Origin of the sequence: Streptomyces sp. NPDC002888 (genome assembly GCF_042888465.1) — a bacterium.
Lineage (GTDB): Bacteria > Actinomycetota > Actinomycetes > Streptomycetales > Streptomycetaceae > Streptomyces.
The window spans coordinates 21218-34953 of record NZ_JBIAPU010000009.1 but is presented as its reverse complement, the minus strand read 5'-3'; the positions used below and the strand labels follow the sequence as shown (position 1 = coordinate 34953).

Genomic DNA, 13736 nt, shown 5'->3' with positions numbered 1-13736 from the left:
GAAGGACCGGCACAGAAGGGACCTACGAGGCGGGTTCCCTTCGCCGGTATTGCCCGGATCAGGTACTGGGGGTCGCCTTCCGGTCGCAGGACGCTTTCCAGTCCCGCGGCTTTCGGGCCTCTCAGCCCGACCGTCGACGTCGGCACCAGCGGAAGCCGAAACCTCTCGCCAGAGTCGGCTACTCCGGTCGAACTCCCTCACTCGTCTCGTAGGCCGACTTCCAGAATAGAACTTTCATGCGGGGACGAAAGCCCCCAAACCATGATTTTTACCTTGTTTTTTCGGCTACTGCTCCTCGGGCGGGAACACCGGCTCCCCACTGCTCAGCAGCGTGATCACGATCGCCTCCACCGGACAGCTCTCCGCCGCCGCCAGGATCCGCTCGTTGGCGTCCGGGGCGGGGTCGAGAGGGTGGGACTGGCGCCCGCCGTCCAGGCGGAAGCCGCCCGGGGCGTGGTGGAGGCACTGGGCGGAGCCGATGCACAGGGCGCGGTCGACCTCGACGTGCCAGCGGTCGCCCATCCGCTAGCCCTCCCAGCCGGCCGGCAGGTGGATCATCTTGTGCTCCAGGTACTCGCCGTACCCCTCGGGCCCGAACTCCCGCCCGAGCCCGGAGTTCTTGTAACCGCCGAACGGCCCGAGCATGTCGAGGCTGAAGGTGTTGACCGAGTACGTACCCGTACGGACCTGCCGCGCGATCTCGATGCCGTGCTCGACGTCGGCCGTCCACACGCTGCCGCTGAGCCCGTAGTCGGAGTCGTTGGCGATCTTCACGGCCTCGGACTCGTCGCCGTAGGGCAGCAGGCAGATCACCGGCCCGAAGATCTCCTCCCGGGCGATGCGCATGGAGTTGTCGACGTCGCCGAAGAGCGTCGGCTCCACGTACCAGCCACGCTCCAGCCCCGCCGGGCGGCCGCCGCCCGTGAGGATCTTCGCGCCCTCCTCCTGCCCGATGCGGATGTAGTCGAGGTTGCGCCGCTGCTGCCGCTCGGCGACCAGCGGGCCGACCTGGGTCGCCGGGTCCAGCGGATCGCCGACCACGAGGGCGCCGGCCGCCGCCGCGAAGGCCTCGGCGAACTCGTCGTAGCGCGAGCGCGGCAGCAGGATGCGGGTCTGGGCCACGCACGCCTGCCCGTTGTTCATCCAGGCCGCCGGGACGATGCCCGCGACCGCCGCCTCGACGTCCGCGTCGGGCAGCACGACGGCCGCCGACTTCCCGCCCAGCTCCAGGGTCACGCGGGTCAGATTGCGGGCGGCCACCTCCATCACCCGCTTGCCCGCCGCGACCGAGCCGGTGAAGGAGACCTTGTCGACGCCCGGGTGCCCGACCAGATACTCACTGACCTCGCGGTCCGCCGGCAGGATCGACAGCACGCCCTCCGGCAGCCCCGCCTCCGTCGCGATCTCGGCCAGCAGGTACGCGTCCAGCGGTGACTCCGGCGACGGCTTCAGCACCACCGTGCAGCCGGTGAGCAGCGCGGGCGCGAGCTTGGCGGCGGCCACGAACTGCGGCACGTTCCAGGGGACGACGGCCGCGACCACCCCGACCGGCTCGCGCCGCACGAGGATCTTCCCGAGCACGCCGTCGCGCGTCTCCTCGTACCTGAAGTTCCGCGCGACCGTGATCGCCGCGTCCCACACCATCATCGCGCCGAGCGCCTGCGCGAGGACGCTCCAGGAGTACGGCGACCCGTTCTCCGACGAGATCACGCGGGCGATCTCCTCGTGCCGTACGGCGATCCCGTCCTTGATCCGGGTGACGACCGCGATCCGCTCGTCGAGGCTCATCCTCGGCCAGGGCCCCTCGTCGAAGGCCCGCCGCGCCACGGCCACCGCCCGGTCCACGTCCGCCGCCGACGCGTGCGGCACCCGCCCGATGACCTCCTCGGTGTGCGGCGAGATCACCTCGATCACGTCCTTGCCCAGGGGGTCGGTCAACTCCCCGCCGATGAACAGCTGTCCGTGTTCCAGGAGCTCGGCCATGGCGACTGCCTTCGTTTCTGACGGGATATCTGACGGTGTTTCAGAAACTGATACCAGTTCTAGTTAAAGTAGTCCACGAAGAAGACGAGAATGCCCCTGACCAGCGGTTTCCCGAAGATCAGGGGCGCGTCCGGAACGCGTGGGCCGTCAGGGGCCGTCGGGGGCTTGTGGGTCGTGCGGTACACCGCATCGACGGCCTTCCGCGTACGCGTCTCAATGCTCGACACAGTCTGCACAATTCGTAGCTTCTTGGGCGTATCCTGTGAGCGCAGTCACGGCATCGGGGGGACGCATGGGCTGTTTGATCTACCTGGGCTTTTGGCTAGTCGGTGCACTCATCTATGGCCTGGGGGATGCAGTTCCAGCCCTCGGCCTGCCGTTGCATGTCCTCGGGTTTTTGGTAGCCGTGATGTGCTACCCAGCGGTCTTGCTGTGGAGGCGCCACCAGCGAAGTCTGTCGTCTACCTGCGCAAAGTGCCGCGGCGGGAAGACCGTCACCTACCCTATGCACCCCCAACCTCCCCGGACTCTCCCGTGCCCTCGCTGCAAGGGCACTGGGCGGGAGCCCACCTTCGGCCGGTCTCACAATCCACTCCGCCAGCGCTGAGGGGTACATGGGTTTTGAACCCACGGTGACATCGCTGCCACGACGGTTTTCGAGATCGTTGGCGGCTCGACTCGGCCACTGGGCCGCCGACCGCGACCAGGGGCACCGCTCCGACGGCTGGGCCGTCTCTGGGCCGTCCGGCAGTGCCAGCGTCGACAAGCGACGACAAGTGGTGGGCACATCAGCGCACATCAGCGCAGGTAAGCCCAACGCCCCACAGCATCAGTCGACTTGAGCACCCATTGAAACCAGTTCTAGTTATAGTGGGCAATGGCCGTGGGACGGAGGGCAGATGAAAAGCAGCCAGGACCGCGAACCCGGGACGACGGTGTACGACCACGGCGGTGGCGTCCGCTCCGTCGAGGTGCCCATCCCGGACAACCCCCTCGGCCACACCCTCGTGTACGTCGTCGACACCGACCGCGGGCCGGTGCTGGTCGACACGGGATGGGACGACCCGGCGTCCTGGGAGGCGCTCGCGGAGGGACTGACGGCCTGCGGCAGCTCGATCACCGAGGTCCACGGGGTGGTCGTCACCCACCACCACCCCGACCACCACGGCCTGTCGGGCCGGGTGCGCGAGGCGTCCGGTGCCTGGATCGCGATGCACGCGGCGGACCTGGCGATCGTCCGCAGGACGCGTGAGACCCGACCCGACCGCTGGTTCACCTACATGACGGCCAAGCTCACCGCGGCCGGCGCCCCCGAGGACCACGTGGCCCCCCTGCGCACGGCGCCCCGCCGCGCCCTGCCCGGCCTCTCCCCCGCCCTCCCCGACCGCGAGATCGTCCCCGGTGAACTCCTCGACCTTCCCGGCCGCCGCGTCCGTGCGATCTGGACCCCGGGCCACACCCCCGGCCACGTCTGCCTCCATCTGGAGGAGGAACACCCCGCCCAACTCCCGGGCCACGGACGCCTGTTCTCCGGCGACCACGTACTCCCCGAGATCACCCCCCACATCGGCCTCTACGAGGACCCCGACGACGCCACCGTCACCGACCCCCTCGGCGACTACCTCGACTCCCTCGAACGCGTCGGCCGCCTCGCCCCCGCCGAGATCCTCCCGGCCCACCAGCACGCCTTCACGGACGCGGCCGCACGTGTGAGGCAACTGCTCACCCATCACGAGGCCCGCCTCACCGGCCTCCTCTCCCTCCTGGCCGAGCCCCTCACCCCCTGGCAAGTCGCCGAACGCATGGAGTGGAACCGCCCGTGGGACCAGATCCCCTACGGCTCACGGAACATCGCCGTCTCCGAGGCGGAGGCCCACCTGCGGCGACTGGTGAAGCAGGGCCGGGCGGAAGCGGTGGCTGGGAGCGAGCCGGTGAGGTACGTCGCGGTGTAATTCCCTCGCGGGGCGCGACGGCCCCCTGATACCAACGACCTCATGGACCACCCCTGGGAACACCTCCTCGCCGAACGCGCCTGCGAACGCCTCGTCCTCGACTTCGTCCACCGCCTCGACCTGGGCGAACCCTCCACCGTGGCCGAGTTGTTCACCGAGGACGGCACATGGGAATGGCCGGCGGGCGAACGCCTGATCAAAGGCCGGGCCGCACTGCGCGACTACTTCGGCTCGCGTCCGGCCGACCGCCTCTCACGCCGCCTCATGTCCAACGTCCTCGTCACGGTGACCTCCCCGGACACGGCGCACGCGAGGTCGTATTTCACGACGTACCGCGTCGACGGCCACGACGGCGCAAGCATGGTCCCGGCGGGCCCCCCGGTCCAGATCGGCCACTACGAGGACGCCTTCCACCGCGCCCCGGACGGCACCTGGCTCCTTTCCTCCCGCACCCTGTTCCTGGCCTTCGGCGGCGAGACACCCCGCGCCTCCTAGGGTCCTAGACTCCTAGGCTTCTAGACCATGAGCGAACGGATCAACTCCTCGGCTTCCCCGAGGAGTTCCACCTCGTCCCGGCTCATGGTCGGGTTCGCCGCACGACGCCTGCGGGCCTCCGCCAAGCCCTGAGGCGTCAGGTCCGAGGGGTCGGCGAGCAGGGCGGTCAGCATGGCTCGGGCGGGTTCGGCGTAGGGCTCCTCGGACAGGGCGACCTGCGCGAGGATGATCGCGGACATGCCCCAGTCGAGCCCCGGGTCCCCCCTCTCGGCCGTGCCCCAGTCGATCACGCGGGGGCCGGTGTCGGTGAGGATGACGTTCTCCGGGTGGAGGTCCAGGTGGATGACGCGGCCGGGGATGGCGTGCAGTCGGCGCAACAGCCCGGCGAGGACGGCCCCCGCGTTCTCCGACCCCAGCGAGCCCGCCGCCCACGCCTGCACCATCGTCGGACCGGCCAGCCGCTCCATCACGAGGTCGGTGCGCGAGTCGGAGGGACGGACCCGGGGCACGGGGTAGCCGTGGCCGCGCACGTACTCCATCAGCGCCCCCTCGGCCGCCGCGTCCCCCCACCCCTCCCGGTCACGGCGCAGCACCCAGGCCTCGTCGATCTCGTACACGTCGGCCGTACGCCCCGAGCCGAGAAGTCTCCCCGTGGTTGTCATGGCCCGAACCTACTCACACTCAACTCCGCGGCTGAGCCCGCACCTTGGAGTGATCTGCCTCACGTGCTGTCACAGCGTTCGATGTCGAGGTGTCTTGAGGCCGAACCCCTGAAAACGGAGGAGACACCATGGCTGAGAACATCGATGTGGTCGTGATCGGCGGCGGATACGCCGGTGTCATGGCGGCCAATCGCCTGACGCAGCGCGACGACGTGACAGTGACCCTGATCAATCCGCGCCCGACCTTCGTGAATCGGGTGCGCCTGCATCAAGTGGTGGGCGGGTCCCACGACGCGGTCGTCGACTACCGAGAGATCCTGGCCGAGGGCATTCGCCTGGCGGTCGACACCGTGACACGGATCGACGCGGCCGAGCGCAGCGTGGCGTTGGCGACCGGCGACACGGTCGGCTACGACTACCTGATCTACGCGGTGGGCAGTGGCAGCGCCGACCCGAGCGTGCCCGGAGCGGCCGAGTTCGCCTACCCGATCGCCACCCTGGAGGAGGCGCAGCGGCTGCGGCCGGTCCTCGACGCCGCGCCCTCAACGGCCCCTCTGACGGTGGTCGGAGGCGGTGCGACCGGCATCGAGACCGCCGCCGAGCTGGCGGAGGAGGGCCGCACCGTGACCCTGGTGTGCGGCGAGGTGCTCGGCGCGTACCTGCACCCGCGGGGGCGGCGCTCGGTCGCCAAGCGGCTCGCCGAACTCGGTGTGACCGTGCTCGAAGGCCCCGACGCGAAGGTGACGGCGGTGACCCGCGATGGCGTGCGGCTCGGTGACGGTCGCGAGATGCCGAGCGAGGTGACGATCTGGACGGCCGGGTTCAGCGTGCCGGACCTGGCCGGCCGCAGCGGGCTGAGCACCGACGCCCTGGGCCGCCTGCTCACGGACGAGACGTTGACCAGCGTGGACGACGGGCACATCGTCGCGGCCGGGGATTCGGCGGCACCGTCGGACCTGCCGTTCCGGATGAGCTGCCAGACCGCGCGGCCGCTGGGCGCGCACGCCGCCGACACGGTGCTGGCCCGGATCGCGGGTGAGCAACCCGCGGCCGTCAACGTGGGTTTCTTCGGCCAGTGCATCGGCCTGGGCCGTCGCGCCGCCACGCTACAGCTCGCTTCCAGGGATGACACCTCGAACAGGTTCTACATCGGCGGTCGCCTTGCCGCGAAGATCAAGGAGATCGCCTGCACAAACGTCGTCAAGGAACTGGCGGACGAGGCGCGTAAGCCCGGTGCGTTCGCCTGGGGGTTCAGGGACGACAAGCGCCGGCAGCTGCTCCAGGCCGAGCGCGGCAAGACGCCGGCACCCGCTGAACCGGCAGCCTAGCCAGGCCTTCCCTGGACGCAAGCTTGACGGCCTTCGGCAACCAGAGCCGGCCGCGAAGGAAAGGGTTCGAGACATGAGCGACCACTCCACCAACCCCGCGACCGAGACGTTCGTCGCCCACCGCAACCTGCTCTTCACCGTCGCCTACGAGATGCTCGGATCGGCGGCCGATGCCGAGGACGTCCTCCAGGAAACCTGGCTGCGGTGGGTCGAGGTCGATCTGGATCAGGTGCGCGACCAGCGCGCCTACCTGGTCCGGATCACGACCCGCCAGTCGCTCAACCGGCTGCGCACCATGACGCGCCGCAAGGAGGCGTATGTCGGCCCCTGGCTGCCCGAGCCGTTGCTCACCGCGCCGGACGTGGCCCAGGACGTCGAGCTCGCCGAGAGCGTGTCGATGGCGCTGATGCTCGTCCTGGAGACACTGTCGCCGACGGAACGCGCCGTCTTCGTGCTGCGCGAGGTCTTCGACGTCGGCTACGACGAGATCGCGGCCGCCGTCGACAAGAGCCCGGCGGCCGTCCGCCAGATAGCGCACCGCGCCCGCCGGCACGTCGATGCCCGCCGCCCTCGCGAGGTGGTCTCCCAGCGCGAGAGCCGCGCGGCTCTGGAGTCGTTCCAGCGTGCGCTCGAAACCGGGGACATGCAGGGCCTCCTCGACGTGCTCGCCCCCGAGGTCGTCCTGCTGAGCGACGGCGGCGGCGTCAAGCACGCCGCGCGGCGGCCGGTCATCGGTGCCGACAAGGTGGTCCGCATGTTCGTCGGCGGCCTCCGCAAGCTCGAAGCCACCGTCACCAGTGACCCCACCGTCGTCAACGGCAACCCCGCTCTCGTCCTGCGCCTGGACGGCGAGCTCGACGGCGTCATGGCGATCCGTGTCGAGGACGCCCGCATCACCGGCCTCTACTACGTCCGCAACCCTCAGAAGCTGACCCGCGTCGAATCCGAGACCCCGCTCACCCTGCGCTGAACACCGGCGAGGCCGTCGAGGCGGGGCCGCCGACCCGATGGCGCGCGGCAATCGGCAATCGGCAATCGGCAATCGGCAATCGGCAACACCTCAACCTCCCCGCGGCGCGTGAGATGCGCTTCACCTCCACTCCGAGGGCGGAGGTGAAGCGCAGGACCGAAGGTAGAGTGGCCCGGTCGTCATCACACCCGTACGGGGGGAAGCCGGTGCAAAACCGGCGCTGACCCGCAACCGTGAGCCGTCCGTGCAGGGCGGCGAGCCGGACTGCCCCGTGCGGGAAACATGACCGGCTCACACGTGCGCCGGCACCCGCCGCCGTACGGCACCGTCGAGGTCTACGGAGCCGAGCCGCCGGGGCGTCCCGTGCTGCCCGGCTCCCCGCAGGGAGAGGCATCCGCCGATCATGAACGTCCGCCGCAGCGCCGCGGTCCTGGCCGCCACCGTCGTGATCGGCGCGGCCACGCCCGCCGTCGCCGCCACGCCTTCCCCGTCGCCGTCGGTGGCGATACCCGACGGGCTGTACGGCAGCACCGACCCGACGTACGACGGCGTCTGGCGCCAGTCCCTCGCCCTGCTCGCGCAGCACACCGTGGACGTGAAGCCCGCCGCGAAGGCGGTGGGCTGGCTGGCCGGACAGCAGTGCGCGAACGGCGCGTTCGCGGCCTTCCGCGCCGACACCGCCAAGGCCTGCGACGCCAAGCTCGTGATCGACACCAACAGCACGGCCGCCGCCGCCCAGACCCTCGCCGCGCTCGGCGGTCACGCCACCGCCGTCGACAAGGCCGTGACCTGGCTGAAGTCCGTCCAGAACAAGGACGGCGGCTGGGGCTACACCCCCGGCGGCCCCAGCGACACGAACTCGACGTCCGTCGTCGTCGGCGCCCTCGTGGCCGCCGGGGAGAAGCCCGCCGAGGTCGCGGGGGACGGCGAGGACGGCAAGGGCGGCAAGTCGCCGTACGACCTGCTGGCGAAGTGGTCCCTCACCTGCGGTGCGGACGACGGCGGTGCCCTCGCCTACCAGCCGGACAAGAAGGGCAAGCTGGCCGCCAACGCGGACGCCACGGCGGCCGGTGTCCTCGGCAGCCTCGGCAAGGGCTTCGTGGCGACGGCCGGACAGGCGCCGAAGGGCGTCCAGGCCTGCGCCGACTCCGACAAGCCGCTCGCCCCGCAGCAGGTGGCGGCCAACGGCGCCGCCTACCTCGCGGAGGCCACCCAGGGCGGATTCCTGAAGTCCGCCCTCCCCGGCGCCAAGGACCAGCCCGACTACGGCAACACGGCGGACGCGGTCGTCGCACTCGCCGCGCAGGGGTCGACCTCGGCCGCACGGAAGCCGTACGCGTGGCTGGAGAAGAACGCCACGGCCTGGGCCAGGCAGAGCGGCCCCGCGGCGTACGCCCAGCTGATCCTCGCGGCGCACACGATGGGCACCGACCCGCACGACTTCGGCGGCACGGACCTGGTGAAGCAGCTCAACGCGACGGGCCCGGCGCCGCAGGCGGCGGAGAAGACTACGAAGGCCGCCGACAAGAAGGATTCCGACGACGGCTTCGGCGTCTGGTGGACCGTCGGTGTCTTCCTCGTCGCCGGCATCGGCATCGGCTTCCTCCTGAGCGGCCGGAACCGGAAGCAGCAGCCGTGATCCGCCGCGGTGCCCTCCTCCTCACCGCGCTGTTGTTGACCCTGGCGGCCGGCACGACCCAGTCCCAGGCCGCCGGCTACCGCTACTGGTCCTTCTGGGACCGCGACGGCAACCGCTGGGCGTACGCCACCCAGGGCCCCTCCACCGCCCGCCCCTCCGACGGCGACGTCGAGGGCTTCCGCTTTGCCGTCAGCGAGGACTCCGGCGACGCGACACAACCGCGGGGCGAGGCCGACTTCGCGAAGATCTGCGCGAAGACGCCCCCGCAGGACGACCGCAAACGCGTCGCCCTGGTCATCGACTTCGGCACGGGGAGGGACGCCCCGTCAGGCGAAACTCCGCCCGCCCCGCGCACGGCCTGCGCGGTGCTGTCCGCCGACGCGACGACAGCAGAGGCCCTGGCCGCGGTCGCCAAGCCCCTCCGCTATGACACGAACGCCCTGCTGTGCGCGATCGGGGGATATCCGGAGCACGGCTGCGGCGAACAGGTCAGCGGGGCGAAGAAGCCGACGACGACCGAGAAGCGGGCCAAGACGGACGGGGGCCCGTCGGTGGGCCTGTGGGCAGGAGCAGCGGTGGTTGCAGCACTGGGAGCGGCGGCGATCTGGCAGGCCCGTCGCCGTGCCTAGCCCCAGCGGCACCGGGCCGGCGCCGGTGAGCGGACCCACCCCCCGGTACCGGCGCCCGGCCCAACTGCACCCCGGCGCCTGGTGGCTCTGGTCCCTCTCCCTGGGCACCGCAGCAACCCGCACCACCAACCCCCTCCTCCTCGCCCTCCTCATCACCACCTCCGCCTACGTAGTGGCAACCCACCGCCCCCACACCCCCACCGCCCGCTCCTACACCGCCTTCCTCAAACTCGCCCTGGCCGTCATCCTGGTCCGCCTCCTCTTCGCCCTCGTCCTCGGCTCCCCCATCCCCGGCACCCACGTGATCGTCACCCTCCCCGAAGTCCCGCTCCCCCACTGGGCCCAGGGCATCCGCCTCGGGGGCAAGGTCACGGCGGAAGGCCTTCTCTTCGCGCTCTACGACGGCCTGAAACTGGCCACTCTCCTCATCTGTGTAGGAGCCGCGAACGCCCTCGCCAGCCCCACCCGCCTCCTCAAGTCCCTCCCCGGCGCCCTGTACGAGATGGGCGTGGCCGTGGTCGTCGCCCTCACCTTCGCCCCGAACCTCATCGCCGACGTCCAGCGCCTACGTGCCGCCCGCCGCCTGCGCGGCCGCCCGGACAAGGGCATACGCGGCCTGCTCCAGGTCGGCCTGCCCGTCCTGGAGGGTGCCCTGGAGCGCTCCGTCGCCCTCGCCGCCGCAATGGACGCGCGGGGCTACGGCCGTACCGCCGAGGTCCCCGCCCCGGTCCGCCGTACGACCACCGCCCTCACCCTGGGCGGCCTGCTCGGCGTCTGCGCGGGAACGTACGGCCTGCTCACCGCCGCGGGCGGCACCTACGGCCTGCCCCTCCTCCTCACCGGACTCGCCGCCGCCCTCGCGGGCCTGCGCCTCGGCGGCCGCCGTTCCCCGCGCACCCGATACCGCCCGGACACCTGGAACGTCCGCGCCTGCCTGGTCGCCGGGGCCGGCATCGCGGTCGCCGTCCTCCTCACCGTCGCCGCGTCCACCGACCCGACGGCCCTGCACCCCACCACCGTCCCCCTCGTCGCGCCCACCCTCCCCCTGTGGCCGGCCGCGGCGGTCCTCCTCGGCCTCCTCCCCGCCTTCCTCGCCCCCGCCCCTGCCCCTGCCCCTGCCTCCACTCCAGCCTCCACCCCCGCCCCCGTCCCCAAGGAGCCGTCGTGATCCGTTTCGAGAACGTCTCCGTGACGTACGACGGAGCCTGCGAACCCACCGTCCAGGGCGTGGACTTCGAGGTCCCGGAGGGTGAACTCGTTCTCCTCGCGGGCCCGTCGGGCGTCGGCAAGTCCACGGTCCTCGGTGCCGTCAGCGGCCTCGTCCCGCACTTCACCGGCGGCACCCTGCGCGGCCGCGTCACGGTCGCCGGCCGGGACACCCGCACCCACAAGCCGCGCGAACTCGCCGACGTGGTGGGGACGGTGGGCCAGGACCCGCTGTCGCACTTCGTCACCGACACCGTCGAGGACGAACTGGCCTACGGCATGGAGTCGTTGGGCCTGCCGCCGGAGGTGATGCGGCGCCGGGTCGAGGAGACCCTCGACCTCCTCGGTCTGACCGACCTCCGCGAGCGCCCCATCGCCACCCTCTCCGGCGGTCAGCAGCAGCGCGTCGCGATCGGCTCCGTCCTCACCCCGCACCCCAAGGTCCTCGTCCTCGACGAGCCGACGTCGGCGCTGGACCCGGCCGCCGCGGAGGAGGTCCTCGCGGTCGTCCAACGCCTGGTGCACGACCTCGGTACGACCGTCCTCATGGCCGAACACCGCCTGGAACGCGTCATCCAGTACGCCGACCAGGTCGCCCTCCTCCCGAGCCCGGGCGCGGCACCGGTCCTCGGCTCGCCGGCCGACATCATGGCCGTATCGCCGGTGTACCCGCCGGTGGTCGACCTGGGCCGGCTGGCAGGCTGGTCCCCGCTTCCCCTGACCGTCCGGGACGCCCGCCGACGGGCGGGAGAGCTACGGGAACGCCTCGCCGATCGCCGGGAGACCCCTGACACTCCCCGGATCACCGCCACACCCGTAGCGCCCGACACCCCACCGATCACCACAACACCCGTACCGCCCGACACCTCACGGGTCACCACAACACCCGTACCGCCCGACACCCCACGGGTCACCACAACACCCGTACCGCCCCCCGCACTTCGCCGCCGCTGGCGCAAGCGCACCCCCGAGCCCACTCCAACTACCGGGCCCGTGGCCGAGATCCGCGCCCTCGCCGTGCGCCGCGCCCGGATCCAGGCCCTGCGTCACGTCGACCTCACCGTCACCCCCGGCGAGACCGTGGCCCTCATGGGTCGCAACGGCGCCGGAAAGTCCACGCTGCTCAACACCCTCGTCGGACTGGTCGAGCCGTCGTCCGGATCGGTGCGCGTCGGCGGTGCGATCCCCCACCGGACCCCGCCCCGGGACCTCGTACGCCGTGTCGGTCTGGTCCCGCAGGAGCCGCGCGACCTGCTGTACGCCGACACGGTCGCCGCCGAGTGCACGGCGGCCGACCGGGACGCGGACGCCGCCCCCGGCACGTGCCGCGCGCTCGCCTCGGACCTGCTCCCCGGCATCACCGACGACACCCACCCCCGTGACCTCTCCGAGGGCCAGCGCCTGGCGCTCGCGCTGGCGGTCGTCCTCACGGCCCGCCCGCCGCTCCTCCTCCTGGACGAGCCGACCCGCGGCCTGGACTACGCGGCGAAGGCCCGCCTGGTGAGCATCCTGCGGGAACTCGCCGCCGCCGGTCACGCCATCGTCCTGGCCACGCACGACGTGGAGCTCGCCGCCGAGCTGGCCCACCGGGTCGTCCTGCTCGCCGACGGCGAGGTGATCGCCGACGGCCCGACGGCGGAGGTCGTGGTCTCCTCCCCGTCGTTCGCGCCGCAAGTGACGAAGATCCTGGCCCCGCAGCAGTGGCTCACGGTCGCGCAGGTACGTAAGGCCCTCGCATGAGCGCGCCTACGGAGGGCCCTCGCGTGAGCGCGCCTGCAAAGGGCCCTCGCGCGGGGGCGCCGCCGCACGACCGCCAGGTCCGTGCCGTCCGCCTCGGCCCTCGCTCCCTCGCCGCCCTCGCCCTGGTCAGCGCGGTCGGGGTCGTCTCCTTGGGCTGGCCCTTCCTCGCCCCGCCCGCCTCGCAGCTCACCGCGCACGCGCAGGACGCGCCGTGGCTCTTCGCGGGACTGCTGGTGCTCCTGGTCGCGGTCGTCGGCGCGACGATCTCCGAGTCGGGGCTGGGCGCGAAGGCGGTGGCCATGCTCGGTGTGCTCGCGGCGACCGGTGCGGCGCTGCGGCCGATCGGCGCGGGTACGGCCGGTATCGAGCCGATGTTCTTCCTGATGGTGCTCAGCGGCCGGGTCCTCGGCCCGGGCTTCGGCTTCGTGCTCGGCTCGGTGACGATGTTCGCGTCGGCGCTGCTCACGGGCGGGGTGGGCCCGTGGATGCCGTTCCAGATGCTGTCGATGGGCTGGTTCACGATGGGCGCGGGCCTGCTGCCGGGCGCGGACCGGCTGCGCGGCCGGGCCGAGCTGCTGCTCCTGGCCGGGTACGGCTTCCTGGCCGCCTTCGCCTACGGCACGGCGATGAACATGCAGGGCTGGCCCTTCATGGACCGCAACGCCTCGGCCATCGCCTTCGACCCGGACGCCACGATCCCCGCCAACCTGGCCCGCTTCGTCGCGTACTGCCTGGCCACGTCCCTCGGCTGGGACCTGGGCCGGGCGATCGTCACCGTCGTCCTGACCCTCACCCTCGGCCCGGCGGTGCTCCGGGCCCTGCGCCGGGCCACGCGCCGGGCGGCCTTCGAGAGCGAGGTCACATTCGACGCCCCCGGGCCGTGAACCACCCCACATGACCCAGCTCACCTACGAGGCAGGGCCGTACCCACAAACCGCCTGTCATGTACGCGGTCCTACCCCCTCTGACCTGCACATTGAGAGCCAGGTCACAGAGTCCGATTTTCGGCCGGATGCGGCCATAACTAGTAAAAGGGTTCATTGCGGACGCCTTCCGAGCCTGCTTCTGTGGATGACGTCGCACGGCGCCGACAAGCCCACGGGCCTCGGCGCCGACGTATGTCCGCGACACA

Annotated in this window: 12 protein-coding genes and 2 riboswitches; of the genes, 9 read left to right on the top strand and 3 right to left on the bottom strand. The window is 71.5% G+C overall.

Going from position 1 to position 13736, the window contains the following annotated elements; genetic code table 11:
- Positions 1-18: 18 nt before the first annotated feature.
- A riboswitch (TPP riboswitch) is annotated at positions 19-209 on the bottom strand.
- A 76-nt stretch (positions 210-285) separates the two neighbouring features.
- Together ACFYWX_RS16490 and ACFYWX_RS16485 are read right to left on the bottom strand one after the other, a co-directional pair.
- Positions 286-522 (bottom strand): ferredoxin, encoded by a 237-nt coding sequence (locus ACFYWX_RS16490; protein WP_389424719.1) that lies wholly within the window; start codon positions 520-522, stop codon positions 286-288.
- 3 nt (positions 523-525) lie between these two features.
- Complete coding sequence (locus tag ACFYWX_RS16485) at positions 526-1983, bottom strand: aldehyde dehydrogenase (protein ID WP_389424718.1); 1458 nt, start codon at positions 1981-1983, stop codon at positions 526-528.
- Between the two features lie 899 nt (positions 1984-2882).
- On the opposite strand from ACFYWX_RS16485, the gene ACFYWX_RS16480 reads away from it, so the two are divergent.
- Complete coding sequence (locus tag ACFYWX_RS16480; RefSeq protein ID WP_389424717.1) at positions 2883-3935, top strand: MBL fold metallo-hydrolase; 1053 nt, start codon at positions 2883-2885, stop codon at positions 3933-3935.
- Between the two features lie 42 nt (positions 3936-3977).
- Positions 3978-4430: a nuclear transport factor 2 family protein gene (locus ACFYWX_RS16475; RefSeq protein WP_389424716.1), complete on the top strand. Its 453-nt coding sequence runs from the start codon at positions 3978-3980 to the stop codon at positions 4428-4430.
- A gap of 20 nt (positions 4431-4450) precedes the next feature.
- Here the strand turns inward: ACFYWX_RS16475 and ACFYWX_RS16470 are convergent, their stop codons facing one another.
- Positions 4451-5092 carry a phosphotransferase gene (locus ACFYWX_RS16470; protein WP_389424715.1) on the bottom strand — a complete coding sequence of 214 codons (642 nt, stop codon included), beginning with the start codon at positions 5090-5092 and terminating at the stop codon, positions 4451-4453.
- Between the two features lie 128 nt (positions 5093-5220).
- Between ACFYWX_RS16470 and ACFYWX_RS16465 the strand changes: the two genes are divergently transcribed.
- The 7 genes from ACFYWX_RS16465 to ACFYWX_RS16435 all read left to right on the top strand — a co-directional run bounded on the left by ACFYWX_RS16465 (position 5221) and on the right by ACFYWX_RS16435 (position 13488).
- Complete coding sequence (locus tag ACFYWX_RS16465) at positions 5221-6420, top strand: NAD(P)/FAD-dependent oxidoreductase (RefSeq protein WP_389424714.1); 1200 nt, start codon at positions 5221-5223, stop codon at positions 6418-6420.
- 73 nt (positions 6421-6493) lie between these two features.
- Positions 6494-7390: an RNA polymerase sigma-70 factor gene (locus ACFYWX_RS16460; RefSeq protein WP_389424713.1), complete on the top strand. Its 897-nt coding sequence runs from the start codon at positions 6494-6496 to the stop codon at positions 7388-7390.
- Between the two features lie 156 nt (positions 7391-7546).
- Positions 7547-7677, top strand: a riboswitch (cobalamin riboswitch).
- Between the two features lie 116 nt (positions 7678-7793).
- Positions 7794-9029, top strand: coding sequence for a prenyltransferase/squalene oxidase repeat-containing protein (locus ACFYWX_RS16455; RefSeq protein WP_389424712.1), 1236 nt, complete (start codon positions 7794-7796; stop codon positions 9027-9029).
- Entirely contained in the window at positions 9026-9658 is a 633-nt protein-coding gene (locus tag ACFYWX_RS16450; protein WP_389424711.1) for an SCO2322 family protein, read from the top strand. The genes ACFYWX_RS16455 and ACFYWX_RS16450 overlap by 4 nt, the downstream gene beginning before the upstream one ends.
- Before the next feature lie 25 nt (positions 9659-9683).
- Positions 9684-10826 (top strand): energy-coupling factor transporter transmembrane component T, encoded by a 1143-nt coding sequence (locus ACFYWX_RS16445; RefSeq protein ID WP_389424710.1) that lies wholly within the window; start codon positions 9684-9686, stop codon positions 10824-10826.
- Positions 10823-12604: an ABC transporter ATP-binding protein gene (locus ACFYWX_RS16440; protein ID WP_389424709.1), complete on the top strand. Its 1782-nt coding sequence runs from the start codon at positions 10823-10825 to the stop codon at positions 12602-12604. The genes ACFYWX_RS16445 and ACFYWX_RS16440 overlap by 4 nt, the downstream gene beginning before the upstream one ends.
- A complete protein-coding gene (locus ACFYWX_RS16435; RefSeq protein ID WP_389424708.1) occupies positions 12601-13488 on the top strand; it encodes an ECF transporter S component in 888 nt (295 codons plus the stop codon). The genes ACFYWX_RS16440 and ACFYWX_RS16435 overlap by 4 nt, the downstream gene beginning before the upstream one ends.
- The last annotated feature ends 248 nt before the right edge of the window (positions 13489-13736 follow it).

Coding starts and splice junctions, on each gene's coding strand:
- ACFYWX_RS16490 (WP_389424719.1), bottom strand. CDS start 522: ATGGGCGACCGCTGGCACGTCGAGGTCGACCGCGCCCTGTGCATCGGC.
- ACFYWX_RS16485 (WP_389424718.1), bottom strand. CDS start 1,983: ATGGCCGAGCTCCTGGAACACGGACAGCTGTTCATCGGCGGGGAGTTG.
- ACFYWX_RS16480 (WP_389424717.1), top strand. CDS start 2,883: ATGAAAAGCAGCCAGGACCGCGAACCCGGGACGACGGTGTACGACCAC.
- ACFYWX_RS16475 (WP_389424716.1), top strand. CDS start 3,978: ATGGACCACCCCTGGGAACACCTCCTCGCCGAACGCGCCTGCGAACGC.
- ACFYWX_RS16470 (WP_389424715.1), bottom strand. CDS start 5,092: ATGACAACCACGGGGAGACTTCTCGGCTCGGGGCGTACGGCCGACGTG.
- ACFYWX_RS16465 (WP_389424714.1), top strand. CDS start 5,221: ATGGCTGAGAACATCGATGTGGTCGTGATCGGCGGCGGATACGCCGGT.
- ACFYWX_RS16460 (WP_389424713.1), top strand. CDS start 6,494: ATGAGCGACCACTCCACCAACCCCGCGACCGAGACGTTCGTCGCCCAC.
- ACFYWX_RS16455 (WP_389424712.1), top strand. CDS start 7,794: ATGAACGTCCGCCGCAGCGCCGCGGTCCTGGCCGCCACCGTCGTGATC.
- ACFYWX_RS16435 (WP_389424708.1), top strand. CDS start 12,601: ATGAGCGCGCCTACGGAGGGCCCTCGCGTGAGCGCGCCTGCAAAGGGC.